Source organism: Kitasatospora sp. NPDC087315 (assembly GCF_044744345.1).
Taxonomy (GTDB): Bacteria; Actinomycetota; Actinomycetes; order Streptomycetales; family Streptomycetaceae; genus Kitasatospora.
In genome coordinates this window covers 1-19,037 of the sequence record NZ_JBIUYD010000006.1, presented here as the reverse complement: position 1 = coordinate 19,037, position 19,037 = coordinate 1, and the positions used below count along the sequence as shown (strand labels likewise).

Below are 19,037 nucleotides of genomic sequence, written 5' to 3'. Positions count from 1 at the left end.
TCACGCTGAGGCGTTCGGCAGGGGTGCGAAGAGGTCGACGCCGTTGCCGTCCGGGTCATGGACCGTGGCGTAGCGCTGGCCCCAAAAGGCGTCCCACGGCTTCAGCTCACCGTGATAGCCGGCACCGGCAAGGTCCTGGTACACCACGTCGACGTGCTCGGGGTCCGTACACCGGAACGCCAGCGTTACCCGGCCACCGCCCGCTGGTGGAGGCCACGTCGGGTGGAACGAGCGGATGGTGTCTTCGGTGTCGAGGACGAGGCGGAGCCCGCCCGGAAGTACGGCCTTGACGTGCGGCTGGTCTTCGGATCCATCGGGAAACCCGATCCCGAGGCGCCGGTAGAAGGCGAGCGAGGCGGCCAGATCGGAGACGACGAGGCCGACGGAGTCGAACTGCGGTGCTGGTGTGCTGTTCATGATCGGCAGCGTAGGCAGAGGACGGGCGCCGGGTCTTGAAGAAAACGGACGCCCGTGTCCTGATCCCGGGTGCCGGCCGACCGCACGTCGATTGTGCCGCCGGAGCGTTCGGCGATGACGAGCGCCGCGATCGGGGAACGGCAGTGGTTGCCCTTGCAGATCACCAGTACCTTCCGGCGGTCCCCGGTCATTCGGCACTCACCCTCTCGATCTCGAAGGTGATCACGCCCAGTGCTTCCTTGGCGGGCGGGAAGATGGCGTGGATGGCGCGGAGCTGTTCGGTCTCGGTGGTGTGGGGGTTGAGGGCCTCCACCTTCTCGGTGCCGAACATCTCCTTGAAGGTGCGGTAGGTGCCGATCCGTTTGACCCGCGTCAGGCAGCTGTCCTGGCGGCAGGTGAAGCGGATCAGGTCTCCGACCCTGATTCGCTTCATCGACTCGTAGGCGACGCGTACTTCGACGGTCTTCTCGCCGCTGGCGATGAGGTCGAAGTACTGCTTGTAGATCGGCATGTTGCGGGGGCGGTGGCCCGTTGCCCGGGAGTTGTGCGTTGCGGGCCGGGGGGTGCTCATCAGGGATTCCAATGCGGTCGTGGTGCAGGACCGGTAGAAGTGCCGGGGGTCGCTCAGTATCAGCTCGCCGAGGTCTGAGATGGTGAGTTACGTGCCCCGAGTCCGTCGGGGGCTGTTCGTGCTTTCGGCCTGTTCGTTCTGCGTTCAGACCACAGCGGTACAGACGAATCCGAGATCCGACAGGCCCTCGCTCTGGCACAGGCGGTCGGAGGCGCCGCCGGCGGCGGTCTGCAAGATCTGGTAGTCGGCACCGGCCTCCTGGCCCCAGTGCATTGCGGCCCGCCACAGGAGGCGGCCGATTCCCAGGCCCCGGTACTCGGGGAGCACTCCGAAGTACTGCGGAAGCAGACGCATTCGGCCGATCGGGTCGGCCATGGTCTCCATGGGGCCGATGGCTCCAGCCACCTGGCCCTCCCGGACGGCGGTCAGGACCGGGCCGACAGTGTCGATCCGGGAATGCAGGAAGGCGAATCCCTCATCGGCCATTTTCTCCGCGAACGTGCCGAAGGTGGCGCGCACCTCCTTGGGCTGCTCGGTCAGGGTCTCGATGCCGTCGGCCGCAGGAGCGGGGCGGTCGAAACTGCGGAGCTGAACGCGAGTGGAGGCGGCGACGGTATCCGCGGTGGCCTGGAACCAGACGACGCGGGCCTTGGCCGCGTCGTAGGTGGCGGTGAGCTTCGCGGCCAGTTCCTTTGCTTCCGTCCGGCGTTCGGGGGCTCCGTAGAGGTGGATTCGGAGGAGGCCGTGGCCGGTGATGGTGGGGATGAGCGTCCGGTCCTGGTTTTGCACGATCTCGTGGAGCAGTACGGCTTCGTCTTTGCGGTCCGACCAGCGGCGGTCTTTGTCGTGGGCCAGGAAGCTGCCGGTGCCTGACACCCTCAGCACGTCGGCCATCAGGTCGGGAGTCACCGCGTCCGGATGGCTCGGGCCGAGTGTCGGCAGGTACGGCACGGTGAGGAGGGGCCGCATCCTGTCCCAGCGGAATCCCATGCACCCACGCTACTCGCCCGGCACAGAGGGCTCATGCCCAAGCGCGGGTTGCGCCAGGGCCTGAGCGTTAGTGATCGCCTGCGATCAGTGGGGGTTGTCGTCGCCCGCGTTGCACGAGCACTTCACGCTGTCCATACCGTGCAGCGCGGCGGTCGGCAGGGTCCGGGTCGGCACGGTCAAGAGGGGGCGGGGTGTCGGCTGAACGCCCCGCGAGGCCAGGGGCTGTTCGATGCCGGTGACGCTGACCAGCTCGACGAGTACGGGGTCGGGGGTCTCGGGTTCGGGTTGCAACTGCCGGCACATCTCGGTGGTGACCGGATGCCACGGTCCGGCAGGCACGACCGCTCCGTCCTCGTACCCGGTCCCGCCGGTGGTGATTCGGACGGTGGTGTACTCGCACCGCCTGCGAAGCTCCTGGGCGGGGAGCGCGATCTTCAGGCTCACCGGGGCCTCCCGGGTACGGGGTCTTCGAGCTCGTCGCCGAACACGGTCTCCAGCTCGGCGACCAGGGCCCGGGCGAGTTCGGCTTCCTGCCCCCGGTCGAGGATGACTTTCGCGAGGTTCCCGGCACCGCGCAGCTCGGTGAGGTCGTTGCCGCGCAGGTCCATCTCCTTGTAGGAGCCGCGTTCGAACTCGGTGCGGCGCAGCGCGCATTCGTCGATGACGGCCCGGCTCAGGTCGCAGCCGGTGAACGTCGCCTCTGTCAGTACGCATCTGGAGAACACGACGGGGCCGGTGGCCCTGATCTTCTCGAACGTGGCGAAGTCGAACTTGCAGGCGTCGAAGAGGACGTTGTCGAGGGTCAGGCCTCTCAGGGTGGTGCCCATGAGCTCGCAGTCGCGGAACACGACGCGGGAGAGCCTGCAGGCGCACCCGTTCGGCCCGCAGGCGGGTGATGCGGCCTGCGGTGAGGGTGGCGTGGGCCAGGTCCAGGGCCAGGGATACCGGTGGTGTGGCCGGGCATCCACTCCGTTTCGCTGAGCCGGGTCCTCTTCTCCGGGGTCAGGTTCCAGCCCTGGATCAACAGTTCCCGCTCTTCCTCGTCCACCCACACCGTCGGCGAGCCGCCGCCCCCGGTGTTGGGGCCGATTCCGATGAACCACTGATACCCCTCCTGTCACGTACCTCGCGCATTCTTGCGCTCGGAGTTGACGTGAGCACCAGCATCGAGCCTCCGAGGCTGCCTGTCAGGCGTTTTCAATTCTGACGAGCCGCCAGTGTGTCGTTCTCGTCGTGGAGATCAGGTGGGTCGGCTGTTGACCGGTGCTGGTGGTCAGGGGGTGAAGTGGGGGGAGCGGGCTTCGATGGCCTGGACGAAGGCGGTCCATTGGGTGTGGTCGAAGGCGAGGTGGGGGCGGGTGGGGTGCTTGTCGTCGCCGAGCCAGACGTCGCCGTTGGGGAAGCGGGCGATGATCACGCAGTTGCCGTTGTCCTCCGCAGAGAAGGGGGACTTGGTCCACTGGGCGTCGGCGGGGTTGTGGTCGTAGGGGTCGTGGTTCTTGGTCACGGGATCTCCTCCTACGCGCGCGATGGCCCTGCCCGGAGGGGGCAGGGCCGTGCAGCTGGTGCAGTTCAGGTGGTGAAGTTGGGGGAGTGGGCTTCGATGGCCTGGACGAAGGCGGTCCATTCGGCGTGGTCGAAGGCGAGGTGGGGGCGGGTGGGGTTCTTGTCGTCGCCGAGCCAGACGTCGCCGTTGGGGAAGCGGGCGATGATCACGCAGTCGCCGTTGCCCTCGGCAGAGAAGGGGGACTTGGTCCAGTCGGCGTCGGCGGGGCTGTGGTCGTAGGGGTCGTGGTCTTTGCTCACGTTAGCTCTTCCAACCTGCGCTCAAGGGCGGTGATGGTGTCTTCCGGCGACAACGCGAATTGCTTGACGCGGGCAAACATCCTCTCGGCCCGCCGCACGTCGCGTCCCGTTCTCCGGGGGAGCATACCGCCGATGGCTTCGACGAAGACGAAGCCATTGTCAAGGTCGTCCGGAAAGCGCATGAGGGTAATTCCTGAGGCCAGGATGCCCGGTCGCCCGGCGCTCAGCGGGACCATGCGTAGTGCGATGTTCGGGTACTGGGACACCTTGATTGCATGCTGAATCTGCCCGGCCAACACATCCTGGTTACCCGCAACAAGCAGCGCGACCTCGCCGAAGTATGCCTCAAAATCGAGCACCGGATCCTCTGTCAGTCGACGCTGGCGGAGGATGCGAACCTCGGCTCCTGCTTCGACCAACTCCTCGTTGGGAGCGTCGACTCCTGCGGCGATCATCTCCTTTGCGTAGCCCTCGGTCTGGACCAGTCCGGGGAACGCTGAGGGGAAGTAGTTCAGTATGTGCGACGCGTCCGCTTCGAGGGCGAGGTACTCCGCGAAGGCCGGGGTGATGGTCTCGGCATAGTCGAGGTCGCGCCACCACTGCCTCGACGGACCGCTCCCGAGCAAGTTCTCGAAGTACTCGCGGTCTGCGCCGGCGACTCCGTAGTAGTCCAGGAGCGTAGTCAGGTCGGCTGGGCCGACGGGCTGGTCGGCCCGCTCCATCTTGCTGAGGCGAGCTGGACTCCAACCCTTCAGGCCTGTTGTTACATCGATGAGGGTCTTGTTGTTCTCCAGCCGCAAGGCGCGCAACTCGTCGCCGAGCCTGATCTGCCTGATCGCGGACCGGTCAGTGCTCAAGTGAGGCTTCTCCCTTCGGGTGTGGACGACCAGTCTTGCCGGAGATGGCGGCTCGACTCAAGCCGGTTTCATGATCCACCGATTTTCTAGGGCGTTCTTGTTGCGTTTTCGAATAGCCAGGCCCCACACTCAACGTGACCGCACGGACACGCTCCTGACGGGGCGTCGTCGCGTCGTGCGTGCTGCCAATTTCCGCCCGCAACCGAGGCGAAGGGGCGAACCATGTCCACTTTGAGCAGACCTGTCCTCCAGACCTGGGAGGCGATCCTCACCGAGCACGACCGCTCGGTCCGGACCGCCCGCCACCAGGTCCACCAGCGACTCACCGACTGGGGGTGGCAGGGCGAGCGTGTCGACGACCTCGTCCTGATCGTCTCCGAGCTCGTGACCAACGCGATCGTCCATGCCTGCCAGGGGCAGGGCGAAGTCCGGCTCTACCTCCAGGAGTTCGGCGGTGACTGCCGCCTGGAGGTCTGGGACCCGCGTTGCGACCTGCCGCTCCAGGAACGCCGCCCGCGCCGGTTCGGCGAGGGCGGGCGTGGGATCGAGTTGGTCCGACAGCTGGCGTTCGACTTCGGAGTGGTCATACGGCGCGGTGCGGGCAAGCGCGTGTGGGTGCGCGTTCTGCTCGCCGAGGGGGAGAACCGCCCGGCGCCACTCAGGAGTTGAACGCCATGACCACGGACTGCCGCCCCAAGCACCGGCGCCGTCCCAAGCACCGCCGCAGTACCGCCGGACGTGATCACGCCGCCCGCGAAGGTCATCCGGTCACCCCCACCGCCCGTCGGACCATCGGCCACCCGACCGCCGACTGTCCGACCGCCGACCGCCCGGCCACCGGCCGCCCCAGTGCCGCCGAACTCGCCGCCCTCGCCGTCGTGTTCGCCCTCAGCCTCGGGACCGCCTTCGTCGCCTCCGCCCTCGTCGACCCCGGCGAGCCCGCGACCGCTCGCGTCGTCTGGTGGACGACCCTCGCCGCCGCCCTGATGCGCGGCGTCAGCTGGTCGGACACCTTCCTCGACCGCCGGCACCGGCGCCAGTACCGGTACCAGGCCCAGCCCCAACCCCACCCCCAGCCTCTGCACCGCAGCTCCGACCGCTGACCCCCTCGAATCGCCCGGAGAAACACCCCCATGCACCCCGCCGCCATCGCCTTCCGCGACCCCGCCGCCCTGCACGCCCGCTGTGAGATCGCGGGTATCCGCAGACTCGCCATCGAACCCGGTTACGAGACCTGCGCCGTCCTGCCCGACGGCCACTGGGAACCCCTCCCCGACGGCTACCCCGAGCGGTTCGCGCCCAGCATCTTCAGCCGGGACAGCGGTCTCATCGAACTGTTCCGGCTCCCCGAGACCGTCACCGGCCGGGATGCCCTCACCGCGCTCGTCGGCACCCTCGGTGACCCCGTCCCCGTCACCCTCGGTGAGACCGACGACCCGCCGGGCGAGCCCACCACCCACCTCAGCGCCGACACCGGCCTGCGCCCCGGCCTGCACGTCGACAACCACCAGAACCTGCCGTACGCCGCCCGGGAGACGGCCCGCCGACGCCTCTGCGTCAACCTCGGACCCGGCAGCCGCTACCTGCTCCTCGCCGACACCGACATCAAGTCCATCTGCCGCACCCTCCACGACCGGTACGAGACCCACCACCCGCGCACCAACGACCTGCGGTTCTTCGTCACCCTCCGCCGCCCGCTGCGCGTCCTGCGGCTGCGGATCGACCCGGGCGAGGGCTGGTTCGCGCCCACCGCCGTGCTGCCGTACGACGAGTCCACGGAGGGCCAGGACCAGCCCTCGGCCACCGCCTCCTGGCTCGGTCACTGGGAGCGAGGGGTGTTCGGCCCGCTGATCTGACCCCATCCGGCGTGGTCCTCAGCGTGGCGCACCCGGGTCCGTCCGGGTGTGCCACGCTGGTGGGTGGGGAGGACCGGAGCACGACGAGATCGGGAGGCCCGTGATGGCCGAGATCAGGGTGAACGGGGTGGCGCTGCACTACGAGGCCCGGGGCTCCGGGCCCGGGGTGGTGCTGGTCCACGGCTCCTGGAGCGACGCCGACAGCTGGGCGCGTGTCATGCCCGGACTCGCCGAGCGGACCACCGTGGTCGCCTACGACCGGCGCGGGCACAGCCGCAGCGAGGACCTGCTCACCCAGGGTTCGGTGTACGAGGACGCGGCGGACCTGGCCGGCCTGATCCAGGGGCTCGGCCTCGCGCCCGCCTTCGTCTGCGGCGACTCGTACGGCTCGCTGGTCGTGCTGCGGCTCGCCGCCGCCCGTCCCGACCTCCTGCGGGGCCTGGCCGTGCACGAGCCGCCGGGGACGTCGATGCTGCTCGCCGACCCTACTCTGCGGCCCATCGGCACGGCCTTCGCGGACCGGATCAACGCCGTGCGGGAGCTGCTGGAGCAGGCGGAGTCAGCTGCGGCCGCCGAGCTGTTCGTGGAGTCGCTCGCGTTCGGCCCGGGGGCGTGGGAGCAGCTGCCCGCGCCGATCCGGCACACCTACATCCGGAACGCGCCGACGTACCTGGACGAACTGCGCGACCCCGACGCGCTGGACCTGGACCTGAACGCGCTCGCCCGGTACACGGAACCCGCGCTGCTGACGCAGAGCGACGACAGCGCGCCGATGTACGGCGAGGTGCTGGACATGATCGACCTCACTCTGCCGAAGGCGGAACGGCACCTGTACGTGGGTGCCGGTCACGCTCCGCATCTGTCGCAGCCCGAGGAATGGGTGGGGGTGACCCTGCCGCGCGTCTTGGCGTGAGGCGCGGGTTGGGGGCGTGAGCGTGTCAGCGCGCGCCGGGGCTCACGCTGGGGCGTGCGCTGTCGGCTGTTATTGCCCGCTGACCCACAGGGAGTCCTCGGCCCAACCGTTCTGGCACTGGAACCGCTGATCGGAGCCGCGGTTGACGATGTGGCGGACGGACCGCGGGCATGGAGCGGCCCTCCACCCCTCCGCAGGGGAGGTAGAGGGCCGGCGGCGCGTCAGTGCTTGGGCTTGGGCTTGGGCTTGGTGATCGACTGGGCGTGGCGGAAGATGTTCTCCGGGTCCCAGTGCTCCTTGATCTCCTGGAGGCGTTCGTAGTTCTGGCCGTAGTAGAGGTACGGGTAGGCGGGGTCGGGGTCACCGCGCCGACCGAGGTCGGTGTCGGGGTAGTTGACGTACGCTCCGTCGGTCGTGATGTCGACAAACTTGTCGGTCGCCCTGCCGGAACGGGAGTTGACCTCCGGGACGCCACCGGTGTCCTTGTAGACGTCGGCGTAGAGGCTGCGCAGGTAGCCGAGATGGGCGTCGTCGTGGGCCGGGTCCGTCCAGTAGGTCTGGTACTGGAGCTTCATGATCGAGTCGCGTTGCGGGACGGCCGTGTCCTCGGGCTTGCGCGCGTTGATCTTGCAGCCGTACGAATCGATCTGTACCAGGGTGTGCTGGAGATCGATATGGGGCTGGCTCCGGGTCAGCCAGGACCAGAGGGCCTTGATCTGGGCGTCGGTGAAGGGTTTGCGGTGGTAGGCCGACTTGTATTTCCCGCGCTGGTTGTCCCCGGAGCCGTTGAGTGTCATGGTGGCCTGGAACCACGGCATCTTACGGTGCTTTTCCGGGTAAGGCAGGTAGAAGCCGCCGGCGGTGAAGCTCTGGACGGTCGACTTGGTTTTCATCCCCTTCTCGATTTCGTCGACGAAAGCCTCCAGGAGCTTGGGGTCTTCGTTGCTCCACTGGCTCACCAGGGTGATGTTCCCGTTCGACTTGTGGGTGAGGTGGAGGAGCGAGAACAGGTCCTGGTAGACATCGTCCGTGCCGCTGTGCTTGGCGAAGAAGTTGCCGAAGTTCTGCAGCAGCTTATTGAAGTCCTTTTCCTGAAGGTCCTTCCAGGGCCAGGCGATGCTGCTGATCCAGACGTTTTCCGGCGGCTTGGGGAGGTCGTGCGTGAAGTGGTAGCGCAGGATGATCCCGAAGTTCCCGCCGCCGCCCCCGGTGTGGGCCCAGAAGAGGTCCCGCTCGTACGAGCCAGGGGGATCGTTCCGGTGGGCCCTCGTCACCGTGGCCTTCTTGCCGTCCTGCACGGTCACGACGTCGACCTGGACGAGGTGGTCGACCGTCAGCCCGTGCTTCCTGGACAGCAGCCCGTACCCGCCGCCGCAGATGTGGCCGCCCGCGCCGACGGAGTAGCACGAGCCCGCCGGCACGGTGACTCCGTACTTGCGGAACAGGGTGGTGTAGACGTCCCAGTTGGTCGCGCCACCCTCGACGACGTACGTCTTGTGGTTGTACTTGTCCGTACTCTCGTACACCCCCCTCATGGTGCTGAGGTCGAGGATGACGCCCCCGGTGTTGTCGACGAACCCCTCGTAGCAGTGCCCCCCGCCCCGGACGGTCGGCCGCAGTTTCTTTTTCTCATTGAGCGCGAGGTCCAGCTGTGCCACGGCATCGTCTTCGTTTTTGATCAGCCGGATGTACGCGGGCTCGCTGCTGAATCGCTGGTTGAACCCCTGACTGAGCGTCCCGTACCGCACATCGCCCTCGACGATGCTCCCGGGCGGTACGGCCTTACCCTGGTCGGGTGCGGTCGGCGCGGCGTTGGCCGCGCCGGCCGATCCGGTGGACGCCCCGGCGGCCCCTGCGGTACTGCCCGGATGCCCGGGACGGGATTGCTTTCCCCCCATGTCCGTACTCACTCTCTCGATGCTGAGAAGCTGACAAGCCGGACGCTAACAGGGGAGTGGGCAAGCAAACGTCCGTATGGATTAAATGCCATAAGGGATTCCGATTTCTGCCCGGACCTGACCGCCTATCGGAGTCCTGTGCAAGGAGGCCGCCACCCCGCGTAAGGGGGGCGGCCTCCCGTGTTCTCCCAGAGCTGGACCACCGCACCGGCGTCCTCCGCGACACCGGCCTCGGGCCGGACCCTGGGTCAGGCAGGGGTGACTTCGGCTTGGTAGTGGGCCGGGTTGCTACCGGGGTTGTGGGGGGCTTCGATGCTGATGGTCACCGGGCCCGGGGTGGGGCCTGCGGTGAGTGCGGGGGCTGTTGCCGTGCCCTGGGCGTCGGTGACCGCCTCCGCGCTGGTGGCGTTGCCGGGGAAGTGGGAGCCGGTGCCGCCGGAGAGGCTGAACAGGACGGGCAGGCCCGGGAGGGGGGAGCCGTCGGCGGCGTCGGTGGCGGTCACCTTGAGCCGTTTCTTAAAGGCAGAGCCCGCCGCGGCCTTCTGGTGGTTGCAGGACCCCAGTCCTGAGAGGTTCGCGCGGGTCTTCGGCACGCTGGGATCCGGTGCGGGCGCCGGCGCCGCGGCGGTGAACGTCACCTTCCGTACGGTATGGCCGACTTCGTCGGCGATGTAGAGGTCGCCCTGCGGGCTCAGCGCCACCGCGGCCGGCGAATCGAGTTGTGCCCGGGTGGCGGGTCCGCCGTCGCCGCCATGCCCTTCCTTCCCGGTGCCCGCGACGGTGGTGATGGTCCCGTCGCTCGCCGACACCCTGCGCACCCGTTGGTTGCCCTCGTCGGCGATGTAGAGGTCGCCCTGGGGGCTCAGCGCCACCCCGTCCGGCGAATTGAGTTGTGCCCGGGTGGCGGGTCCGCCGTCGCCGTCATGTCCTTCCTTCCCGGTGCCCGCGACGGTGGTGATGGTCCCGTCGCTCGCCGATACCCTGCGCACCCGGTGGTTGCCCTGGTCGACGATGTAGAGGTCGCCCTGCGGACCTACCGCCACCTCGGTCGGCGAATTGAGTTGTGCCCGGGTGGCGGGTCCGCCGTCGCCGCCGTACCCTCTCTTCCCGGTGCCCGCGACGGTGGTGATGGTCCCGTCGCTCGCCGACACCCTGCGCACCCGTTGGTTGTCCTCGTCGGCGATGTAGAGGTCGCCCTGCGGGCTCAGCGCCACCGCCAACGGCCGGTGGAGTTCTGCCTGGGTGGCGGGTCCGCCGTCGCCGGCGTACCCCTGTGCTCCCATGCCCGCGACGGTGGTGATGGTCTGGTCGCTCGCCGACACCCTGCGTACCCGGTGGTTGCTCGTGTCGGCGATGTAGAGGTCGCCCTGCGGACCCACCGTCACCCCGAACGGCCGGAAGAGCCGTGCCCGGGTCGCGGGTACACCGTTGTCATCCTTCGTCCACTCATCAGTGCCCGCGACGGTGGTGATGGTCCCGTCGCTCGCCGACACCCTGCGCACCCGGTGGTTGTCCGTGTCGGCGATGTAGAGGTCGCCCTGCGGACCCACCGCCATACCGCCCGGCCCGTTGAGCTGTGCGCGGGTCGCGGGTCCGCCGTCGCCGGCGTGCCCCTGTGCTCCCGTGCCCGCGACGGTGGTGATGATCCCTACCACGCCGCCCCCGGATGCCGTCATCGCCATGAGAAAAACTCCCCTTCGTCACATGGACCTGACGGGATCCTAGTCTCCGCGTTTCACCCAGCGCAGCCGTATCGATACCGGCCGGCAGCCGCCGGGCCGACGGGCTGGAGGCCACCGCCCCGAAGACTTCGGGCTGGTCTCGAAGGAGGGACCGGGTCGGCGATCGCCTCGCCGCCGTCTGCGGGCACGACCGCCAGGCCGACGGCAATTCGGCCCGGGTCGTGGCCGGTGCCGCGTGGACGCAGTCGGCGCGGAGCGTCGCCGAAGGCGTGGGTGAGGCCGGTGGCGTCGGCCGGATCGGCGCGGAGTGGTGCGGCACCGCATCCAGTTCCGGAGCGGCCGGCCGCAGCTCCCGAAATATCCGTCGAACTCGGCGCGGGGCGATGCCTATGCTCTGGTGCCATGGCACACGCGAGGACCTCGTACGTCTGCCTGCCCTGCCGGGCCTCGTACAAGCAGCCCTACGACAGGGAACGGCAGCGGATCTGCCCGCGCTGCGCGGGACCGTTGACCCATGTGGGGTCGGCCTTCGCCGCGCCCCGGCGGCGGGACGCCGCCGCCTGGCGGACCCTCTCCGTCCTGGTGAACGCCGGGCGCCGCCCTCCATCAAGGCGCGGCCTTCGCCTACCTCACCACCCGAGCCGTTGACGACGACACCGACGAACTCGGCATCGCCGCCTACGGGCCGGACGCCGACAAGCTGGCCGCTCTCACCGGAGACCTCCTGCACCACTGGAGCCGGAAGCGCCCCGCCCAGCCCACCGTCACCGCTCACCCCGCCGCCACCCCCGACGACCGGCTCGGCCCCGGAACACGCATCACCCGCCCGCACACCAGGCTGACCATCAGCTGGTGAAGACCGTGTACGCGGAGGTCGTACCGCGGCGATCTGTCCGACACCCGGTGGGTCTTGGTCGAGCCCGTAGTGGTCCTGATTGCCCGTGGGCTCGTAGCGGTGTCAGGAACGGTCGGCGTTCCCGGCCCGTGTGGCCACGTGCGGCGGCCTTCTCCAGGTCGAACAGGGAGAGCCGGGTGCCCCGGGTGGGGCGTTCTCGCGCCGGACGATGATCCGGGTGTCCCCGGTCCAGGGCTCAGCTGCTCTGCCCGGGGCTCCTTGGCTGGTCGGCCGCGACCAGTTCGGCAGCGTGCGCGGGGTCGCCGCCCGCCCGCCGGAGCAGCGCCTCGACGTCGTAGCCCGGTGAAGCGAAGCCGGCGCCGAGGCCAAGCCGGATACCGGAGTCGAAGCGCCCCATGTGCACAGAGGCCTCCAGGTCGGGGCGGAGCCGGTCAAGCGCGCACAGCAGGTCCCAGGCGGATGCATCCAACCGGGCCCGTTCCACCGGGTCGCAGGCGTTGACGGCGGCGGTGACTCCGGCGCCGTCGGGCTCGTACTCCAGTAGGTCCGGCAGCAGTTCGGGGATGCCCATGATCCGAGCCGCACTGAAGGTGAGGGCGTGGGCGCCAGTAGGGTCGTTGAGCAATTCGGCCAGCAGCGGGACGACGCGCCGGTCATGCCGCCGGGCGAGTCCACGGATGCCTTCCTCCCGGGTATCCGCATGCTCGTCGGTCGTCCGCTCCCAGAGCGCGGCCCGGATCCCGGGGCTGTCGACTTCGACCTGGAAGCCCAGCGTGAACGTTGCCCGGTTACGGACCTCCGGATCCTCGTCGCGGGTCAGCGTGATGAGCGCGCGGATGTCCGGCCCGTCCGGCAGTCCAGTGGCCACCCCCGCAAAAGAACTCGCCACCCGCCGGCGAACATCGGCGCCGGGATGTCCAGCGAGAGCGGCAAGGACGGGGACGGCACGCTGCAGGACAAATGGGTTTTCGGTAGCCGCGATAGCGGCGCATTCCTTCCCAAGTTCGCCTGGACACGAATCGTCCGCCACCAACTCGTCAAGGGCGGAGCGTCCCCGGACGACCCAACCCCGACCAAGCGCTGGAGGGAACGCCGCCGATGCAAGGCGCCACCGCCGATGGGCAAGGCCAGTCTCGTCCTGGCGGTGCGGCAGCAGGGGCTCTGCCCCTTCTGCAAACAAGCGCTGATCGCCGGAGCCGAGTACGAACCGGACAGCTCACACGAGCGGATCGACTGGTTCGCGGCCTCGAAGAAGATGCTCCACAAGCATCATTTCACCTACCGGCGCGACGGCGGCACGGACGAGTGGAACAACCTCCGCCTCGTGCACTCCGAATGCCACCGCCAGCACCACGCGGGCGACGGCAAACGAACCACACCAACCTGCGAAGCCCTCGGGGCTTGCTTGAGCCGGATGCCTGGAAATCGGGCAAGTCCGGTTCTGAGGGGCCGGGTCACGGCAACGTGACCCGGCTACCCGACCACTCCGGATCGTCCGGTTCACGCGGTATCTGAAGGCGATGCGCTTTTGCGGCCGACGACCCACCCGGCCGTGACGAGGATCTTTCCGACGGCGTCGGCCATGGTATTGAGCGTCATGCCGACGAGTAGATGGCTCCGTCAGGCAACCGCAAGGGCGCGCAGTGGGTACGTGATCCTTACCCACTGCGCGCCCGTGACCGTCGACGGTCTCAGACCGTCAGGTGCTCGTAACCTCCGACGAGGAGTTCCCCGTACTCGAATCGACGCCCGAGGTCTATGTACCGCTCGTATTGCTTCCGGGTGATCTGCGGTCCATAGGTGAGCGCGCGCAGGAGGAAGCGGAACGCCAGGTCGGGGCAGGCGTGGAGGACGGTGTGGCTGAGTGCGGGCACCACACCGGGGATGGACTTCCAGGACGAGTCCTGTGCCAGCTCCAGGAGGCCGGGAGTGACGATCATGATCTCGTCCAGGACGGCTCCTGTCAGGTGCTGGTACGGGCTGGGCGGTACCTCTTCCGGGGGAGTGAGGCCCTCCGCGCGGAGTCGCTCCCGGCACAGCCGGATGACTTCGAGGATCCAGTCGCGCGGGTCGATCCCCTCGTTCCTGAGCTCCAGGCGGCGCTCGCTTCCCACCGCCCAGAGCGTTTCGAACACCCAGGTCGGCACGGCTGGAGCGGCGACCCGGAGAGCGTCGACGAGGAGCGCCTCGACGAGGTGTGGCGGCATGCCGTCGGCGTAGTACGCCAGTGCCTGCGCCTCGGTGGCCCATTCGTCCCGCCAGCTGTGGTGGAACACCTGCCCCAGGTGAGGCAGCCCGAACTCGTCTCCGCCGTATCTCTCAGTCATCACGCATCACCGGCCCAGCGGGAAGATGGAACCAATGATCCACTTCTTGCCATTGTGCTTGTCCGCCCTCAGCAGCCGGACCTTGACCCTGGTTCCAGCATCAGCAGCGTCGAGACTGCCACCCGGAGGGTACACCTTGCCCAACGAGGTCAGGCGTTGGCCGCTCCTGATGACATCGACATCGACGGTGATCTCCTTGAAGTCCGGCTGGCCCGGCTGTCCCCAGGTGCGAAGCGCGTCCTGACTCTTGTCGAGGGCCGATCGCAGTGCATCCTCAGCGATGCTGAGGTCGGCGAACACCCCGTTCGGGTCGGTGGCGGTAGTCAGCGCTGCCGCCTCTGCGGGCGTGACCCCTGCGAATTCGCCGTTCGGGCCGTAGGCGCCATGGGCCACGTGCTTCTTGATGGTGTGGGCGCGGGCGTCCTGGTTCCTGCCCAGTTCGTCGCCCCACAGGTCGAAGCAATTGTGGACGAGAATGCCGCTGCCGGTGTTCTGCGGCCCGCGCACGTAGAAGGTGTGCGTGCCGTCGACGGTGAGGTCGTACACCGCCTGGGTGGCGTCCGTCCGTTCGTGGAGACCGGTCACCAGGTTGTGCGACCCGTCGCTGCCGACCAGGACGTCGCCGACGTGGAGGTCGGAGACCTCGCGCCAACCGGCCCGGTCGACGTAGAAGCGGTGTCCGGCCGTGCTGGTGATCCGGCCCTCGCGCTCGGTGTCGATGTCGATCAGGCGGGTGGTGGGGTGCCCGAAGGTGCTGGTCACCGGCTGGGACCCGGTGGAACCCGTGGCGGGATCGGTGGCCAGCACCTGATCGCCTGCCCGCACCGTCTCGATGGCCCGGCTGGTCCCGTCGGACATGATCACGCTCGTGCCGGCCGGGAAGCTGTTGTTCCGGCACGACGTGCGGACCCCGTCCGCGATCTCGGCTTCAAATTCGGCCTGTTGCACCAGGCCTCGGTCGATGTTGCGGTTATCGCGAAGGGCCTTGAGCGCTGCATCACTGCCCACGCCGTCCTTGAGGGTGTTGCGGAAGGCGGTGATGGCGTCGGCGGTGGCGAGCAGTTTGCTGGTGACTGCGTCGCTGTAGCCGTTGAGGGTTGCCTGGAGCGCGAGCTTGGCCTGTTCGAGCTCGACACCCGTTTCGAGGGCGAAGCGGAAGGCGACGACGCCCTTGACGCCTGTGAGGAGGGTTTTGTACGGGATGAAGTTGGATGCGGCCCAGGCACAGGAGGCGTTGACGCCGGGACTCTTGTAGCAGTTGACGAAGTCACTGGTGACGGTGTCCACCACGAACCGGCTGGCGGCGCCCTGCGGTGAGTACTTCGTGCGGTAGTCGAACTCTGTGATGTCGACGGTGGTGTCGTACTGGGAGTTGATCGGCTCGCTGCGGAGGAGGAGGGTGTCCCAGGTGCTGTATTTGCCCTGGCAGGCGGCGATGGAGAGGTTCGGCTCGGGGCAGGTTTTGAGGAAGTAGTCGTGGGTGCCGGTGACCTTGACCGTGACGGTGATCGTGCAGATGGAGTCGCCTGCGGCGTTGGTGTGCCAGGCCTTGGACTTGGGGAGGGCGACGGGATAGCCGTTCGACGTCGTCAGGTGAGGGTCACTGAGGACGCACGTGGCCATGGTGTCGCGGACGTTCTCGTACTTCACGTCGGGCCGGGGAATGACGTCGATGTAGGTGACGCGGCCGTTGTTGTCGACGGTGGCCGTCTCGTGCTGCATCTTGCCTTCGGCGGTGTCGGCCTGCTGCTTCTTCGCGACCTCGGCCAGCGCCTCCTTCGCCGCCTGGTCGGCCTCGGCGGCACTCTTGTCAGCGGCGATCTTTGAGGCCCGGGCCTCGTCGGAGGCGGTCTTTGCGGTCGCCGCGTACTTCTTGGCCTGCTGGGCGTATCCGGCTGCCGCGTTCGCGGAGATGCCGGCGGTTCGGGCCGATGCCTGCGCGGCTGCGGCTGCGGTGCGGGCCTGCTTGGCGTGGGCGGCTGCCTGGTCGGCGGAGGCCTTGGCCTGTGCGGCCGAGTTGGCGGCCTTCGTCGCCCAGTCGGCGGCCTGTGCGGCGGAGGCCTGGGCCTGGTTGGCGTAGCCGGCGGCTTCGTTGGCGGCGCCGCGGGCGGTGGCGTAGGACTGGGCGGCCTGGGCCGCGTATTCGCGGGCCAGGGCGACGGAGCCGTCGATGGCGGCGAGGTAGGAGTTGATGGTGGCGACGTGTGCTGCGGTGAAGGCGTCGCGCTGGCGGGCCAGGGGCAGGCCGGTTTCGAGGAACGGCTTGAGGCCGGAGGCGGGGCCGGCCATGGCGGCCTGGGCGGCGGCCTTCACCTCGGGGCCGCCGGAGGCGATGGCCTGGGTGATCAGGACCCGGTTGTCGTGTTCGCGCGCAATGTACTGACCCTTGGTCAGGAACGCGCGGACGTCGGCGTGGGTGCCGCCCATGGCGGTGTTGGCGGCGTCCTGCACGCCGGGGCCGCCGGCGGTCATGATCTGTGAGAGCAGGACCCGGTCGTCGTGTTCCTGGCCGGGGTAGGCGCCGGTGGTCAGGAAGTCGCGGACCTGCGCGGCGGTGCCCACCGAGGCGGTCTCGGCCGCGAGCTTGTGCTCCAGGTTCGTGGATCCTTCGGCGATGCCCATGACGCTGCCGCGGTCGTCCTGTTCCCGGGCCTGCGCGAGGTCGGAGCTGAGGAACGCGAGGACGGCGCCGTCCGATCCCTCCAGTGCGGTCTGCGCCGCGGTCTGGGCCCAGGGGCCGCCCGCGTCCAGCAGCCGCACCGCGGCCTGACGGCCCTTGGCCACCGCGGCCTTCTGGTCCACCCCGGCGGCAGTGGCCTCGGAGATCAGCCGCTCGGTGTCGGCTGCGAGCTGGGTCGTTTTCCCGGCCTCCCAGGCCGCCCTTCGGTTCTTCAGGTCCTCGTCCCGGTAGGCCTGCTGCGCGATGGCCACCTCGGCGGCCTGCTGCGCGTCCAGGCGCTCCTGGTCGGAGGCGCGGGCGATGGCCGTGATGTCGTGGGCCTGCTTCGCCGCGTTCTCCGTGGTCACTGCGGCTGCCTCGGCAGTGGTGGCCGCGGCCTGCGCGGTCGCGGCGGCTCTGGCCGAGTCGCCGGCGTGCGCGGCCGCCTCCTCCGCTGCCGCCGCCGCTGCGTCGGCATGCGCGGCGGAGGAGTTCGCGGCCTGCTTCGACGCACGGGCGGCCGCGGCGGCGTCGTCGGCGATCTTGGTGGTGGCCTTCGCCGCGCGGCTGGCTTCCGCGGCGGCGCTCCTGGCCCGGGCGGCTGCGTTCCTGGCCCGGTCCGCGGCGTCCCCGGAGACGCCCGAGGCAGCGGCCGCGTCGGCGGAGGCCTGCGCGGCGGCAGCGGCGTTGGCGCCCGCGGATTCGGCGTCCAGCGCCGCTGACTTGGCCTGGGTCGATGCCCGTTCCGCCCAGCCGCTGGCCTCGCCGGCGGTGCGGGCGTCGGCCGCGGCGTTGCGGGCCGCGACGGCCGCCGCGCGCGCCTGGTCGGCCATACGAGCGTCGCCGGCGGCGCCGGCGGCCGCCGACAGCGCCCGGGTGGCGGCCTTGCCCGCCTTCATGGCGGCGGCCGCCGCGTCGGCTGTGGCGGCCGCTGCCTGCCGCGCGGCCTCGTTCGCCGCCTTGGCCGCGGTCGTTGCCGCCTGGACGGATTTGGCCGCCCGAACGGCGGCGTCCGCCGCCCGGTCGGCCGCGTTCGATGCCTTCGCGGCGTCGGCCTGGGAGGCCCGGGTCTCATCCGCGGCGCGCTCCGCCGCCTGTTTGGCCAGCGCGGTCGCCTGGAGCGCCTTGGCAGACGCGTCCCTGGCGATTCTCGCCTGCTCGCCGGCCTGGGCGGCGGCGTTCTTCGTCAGGTCCGCCAGCTGTGCGACGGTCAGGGTTTCCTGGTCGTGGGCCGCGGCGGTCTGGTAGCCGTAGCGCAGGAAGTCCTGGACGTCCTCGGCGCCGCCGCCCATCGCGATGTTGGCGGCCTGCTGCACCTGCGGGCCGCCCGCGTTCATCAGCTGGGACAGCTTGACCCGGTCGTCGTGCTCCCTGGCGTTGAACTGACCGACGTTCAGGAACTGGGTGACGTCCTCCAGCGTGCCGGCCATCGCCTTGTTCGCGGCGTCCTGCACCGCCGGGCTGCCGGTCGACATGATCTGTGACAGCAGCACCCGTTGGTCGTGCTCGTACGGGTTCTGGATCCCCTTGTCGAGGAAGGTCTGCAGGCCGGCCGCAGGGCCTGCGAGTGCGGCGGTTGCGGCTTCGCGGACCCCCGGACCGGCGATCGCGATCAGTTCCTCGACGCGCGCCCGCAGGTCGTATTCCGCGGCGATGGCCCTGCCGGTCAGCACGAACGCCGTTACGTCCGCGTCGGAGCCCGCCAGCGCGGTCTCCGCGGCCCGGCGCACGGCCGGCCCGCCGGTCTGCCACGCCGCCACCGCCTTCACCCGGTCGGCGACCGGTCCTGTCGCCGGTGGGGCATCGGCCGCCGCCGCCGGAATCGTCAGCAACCCCACCAACAGGCTGCCGGCCACGAGCCCGGTGGCGACTTTGCGCCGCCCGGCCCGTGGTATCGAAGACATTTTCATTGAACTCGAGATTCCTTCCTGTTCAGGTACCAAGCGATCGCCAGCTGTCGGCACCCGTGCCGACAGCTGGCGATCGCTTGGTACCAGGGCGGCGCGCTCAGAGCGCGCCGCCCGTGACATACAGCAGATGTCGATCGCCGACGGGCCGGGGGTGATGTCCGGAGCCGGACATCACCCCCGGCCGCTGCGGGGTTGGCCGCTCAGCCGGTGGTGGTGGCGGTGATGGCCTTGACGCCGCCGGCGCCGCCGGGGACCTCGCCCCATGCGGTCCACTTGCCGGCGTTGTAGTCGGCGT

18 protein-coding genes and 1 pseudogene are annotated in these 19,037 nt (G+C 69.3%); 6 read left to right on the top strand and 13 right to left on the bottom strand.

Features of this window, described 5'->3' with window-relative positions; genetic code table 11:
* The 8 genes from ACIO5D_RS10280 to ACIO5D_RS10245 all read right to left on the bottom strand — a co-directional run bounded on the left by ACIO5D_RS10280 (nt 1) and on the right by ACIO5D_RS10245 (nt 4,641).
* Nucleotides 1–417: a VOC family protein gene (locus ACIO5D_RS10280; protein WP_400794716.1), complete on the bottom strand. Its 417-nt coding sequence runs from the start codon at nt 415–417 to the stop codon at nt 1–3.
* A 187-nt stretch (nt 418–604) separates the two neighbouring features.
* Complete coding sequence (locus ACIO5D_RS10275) at nt 605–988, bottom strand: ASCH domain-containing protein (RefSeq protein ID WP_400794714.1); 384 nt, start codon at nt 986–988, stop codon at nt 605–607.
* A 144-nt stretch (nt 989–1,132) separates the two neighbouring features.
* Nucleotides 1,133–1,978, bottom strand: coding sequence for a GNAT family N-acetyltransferase (locus ACIO5D_RS10270; protein WP_400794712.1), 846 nt, complete (start codon nt 1,976–1,978; stop codon nt 1,133–1,135).
* Nucleotides 1,979–2,062: 84 nt separating this feature from the next.
* Nucleotides 2,063–2,422 carry a hypothetical protein gene (locus ACIO5D_RS10265; protein WP_400794710.1) on the bottom strand — a complete coding sequence of 120 codons (360 nt, stop codon included), beginning with the start codon at nt 2,420–2,422 and terminating at the stop codon, nt 2,063–2,065.
* Nucleotides 2,419–2,805 carry a pentapeptide repeat-containing protein gene (locus ACIO5D_RS10260; protein WP_400658118.1) on the bottom strand — a complete coding sequence of 129 codons (387 nt, stop codon included), beginning with the start codon at nt 2,803–2,805 and terminating at the stop codon, nt 2,419–2,421. Before ACIO5D_RS10260 ends, ACIO5D_RS10265 begins: the two co-directional genes overlap by 4 nt.
* Nucleotides 2,806–3,251: 446 nt before the next feature.
* Nucleotides 3,252–3,485 carry a DUF397 domain-containing protein gene (locus ACIO5D_RS10255; protein WP_400759939.1) on the bottom strand — a complete coding sequence of 78 codons (234 nt, stop codon included), beginning with the start codon at nt 3,483–3,485 and terminating at the stop codon, nt 3,252–3,254.
* Between the two features lie 65 nt (nt 3,486–3,550).
* A complete protein-coding gene (locus ACIO5D_RS10250; protein ID WP_400759941.1) occupies nt 3,551–3,784 on the bottom strand; it encodes a DUF397 domain-containing protein in 234 nt (77 codons plus the stop codon).
* The gene (locus tag ACIO5D_RS10245; RefSeq protein WP_400759943.1) at nt 3,781–4,641 is read right to left on the bottom strand and encodes a helix-turn-helix domain-containing protein; all 861 of its coding nucleotides are present in this window, start codon (nt 4,639–4,641) and stop codon (nt 3,781–3,783) included. Before ACIO5D_RS10245 ends, ACIO5D_RS10250 begins: the two co-directional genes overlap by 4 nt.
* 222 nt (nt 4,642–4,863) lie before the next feature.
* On the opposite strand from ACIO5D_RS10245, the gene ACIO5D_RS10240 reads away from it, so the two are divergent.
* The 4 genes from ACIO5D_RS10240 (at nt 4,864) to ACIO5D_RS10225 (ending at nt 7,410) form a co-directional block, all read left to right on the top strand.
* Nucleotides 4,864–5,310: an ATP-binding protein gene (locus tag ACIO5D_RS10240; protein ID WP_363612172.1), complete on the top strand. Its 447-nt coding sequence runs from the start codon at nt 4,864–4,866 to the stop codon at nt 5,308–5,310.
* A 5-nt stretch (nt 5,311–5,315) separates the two neighbouring features.
* Complete coding sequence (locus ACIO5D_RS10235; RefSeq protein WP_400794708.1) at nt 5,316–5,744, top strand: hypothetical protein; 429 nt, start codon at nt 5,316–5,318, stop codon at nt 5,742–5,744.
* 30 nt (nt 5,745–5,774) lie between these two features.
* On the top strand, nt 5,775–6,497 hold the full coding sequence (locus tag ACIO5D_RS10230) for a hypothetical protein (RefSeq protein WP_400658106.1): 723 nt from the start codon (nt 5,775–5,777) through the stop codon (nt 6,495–6,497).
* A gap of 103 nt (nt 6,498–6,600) precedes the next feature.
* On the top strand, nt 6,601–7,410 hold the full coding sequence (locus tag ACIO5D_RS10225; protein ID WP_400658104.1) for an alpha/beta fold hydrolase: 810 nt from the start codon (nt 6,601–6,603) through the stop codon (nt 7,408–7,410).
* 221 nt (nt 7,411–7,631) lie between these two features.
* Here ACIO5D_RS10225 and ACIO5D_RS10220 read toward each other — a convergent pair whose 3' ends face one another.
* Together ACIO5D_RS10220 and ACIO5D_RS10215 are read right to left on the bottom strand one after the other, a co-directional pair.
* Nucleotides 7,632–9,308, bottom strand: coding sequence for an FAD-binding protein (locus ACIO5D_RS10220; protein WP_400794706.1), 1,677 nt, complete (start codon nt 9,306–9,308; stop codon nt 7,632–7,634).
* A gap of 248 nt (nt 9,309–9,556) precedes the next feature.
* Nucleotides 9,557–10,990, bottom strand: a complete 1,434-nt coding sequence (locus ACIO5D_RS10215; protein ID WP_400794704.1) for a hypothetical protein — start codon at nt 10,988–10,990, stop codon at nt 9,557–9,559.
* A 402-nt stretch (nt 10,991–11,392) separates the two neighbouring features.
* Here ACIO5D_RS10215 and ACIO5D_RS10210 point away from each other — a divergent pair.
* Nucleotides 11,393–11,590, top strand: a pseudogene (locus ACIO5D_RS10210) (deoxyxylulose-5-phosphate synthase); the annotation flags it as partial.
* 491 nt (nt 11,591–12,081) lie between these two features.
* Here ACIO5D_RS10210 and ACIO5D_RS10205 read toward each other — a convergent pair.
* Nucleotides 12,082–12,714: a HEAT repeat domain-containing protein gene (locus ACIO5D_RS10205; RefSeq protein WP_400658097.1), complete on the bottom strand. Its 633-nt coding sequence runs from the start codon at nt 12,712–12,714 to the stop codon at nt 12,082–12,084.
* 45 nt (nt 12,715–12,759) lie between these two features.
* Here ACIO5D_RS10205 and ACIO5D_RS10200 point away from each other — a divergent pair, with 45 nt between their 5' ends.
* Complete coding sequence (locus tag ACIO5D_RS10200) at nt 12,760–13,314, top strand: HNH endonuclease (RefSeq protein ID WP_400658096.1); 555 nt, start codon at nt 12,760–12,762, stop codon at nt 13,312–13,314.
* A 223-nt stretch (nt 13,315–13,537) separates the two neighbouring features.
* On the opposite strand, the gene ACIO5D_RS10195 is transcribed toward ACIO5D_RS10200, so the two are convergent.
* Nucleotides 13,538–14,173 carry a hypothetical protein gene (locus tag ACIO5D_RS10195; RefSeq protein WP_400658094.1) on the bottom strand — a complete coding sequence of 212 codons (636 nt, stop codon included), beginning with the start codon at nt 14,171–14,173 and terminating at the stop codon, nt 13,538–13,540.
* Between the two features lie 6 nt (nt 14,174–14,179).
* Complete coding sequence (locus tag ACIO5D_RS10190; protein ID WP_400658092.1) at nt 14,180–18,736, bottom strand: polymorphic toxin-type HINT domain-containing protein; 4,557 nt, start codon at nt 18,734–18,736, stop codon at nt 14,180–14,182.
* Between the last annotated feature and the right edge of the window lie 301 nt (nt 18,737–19,037).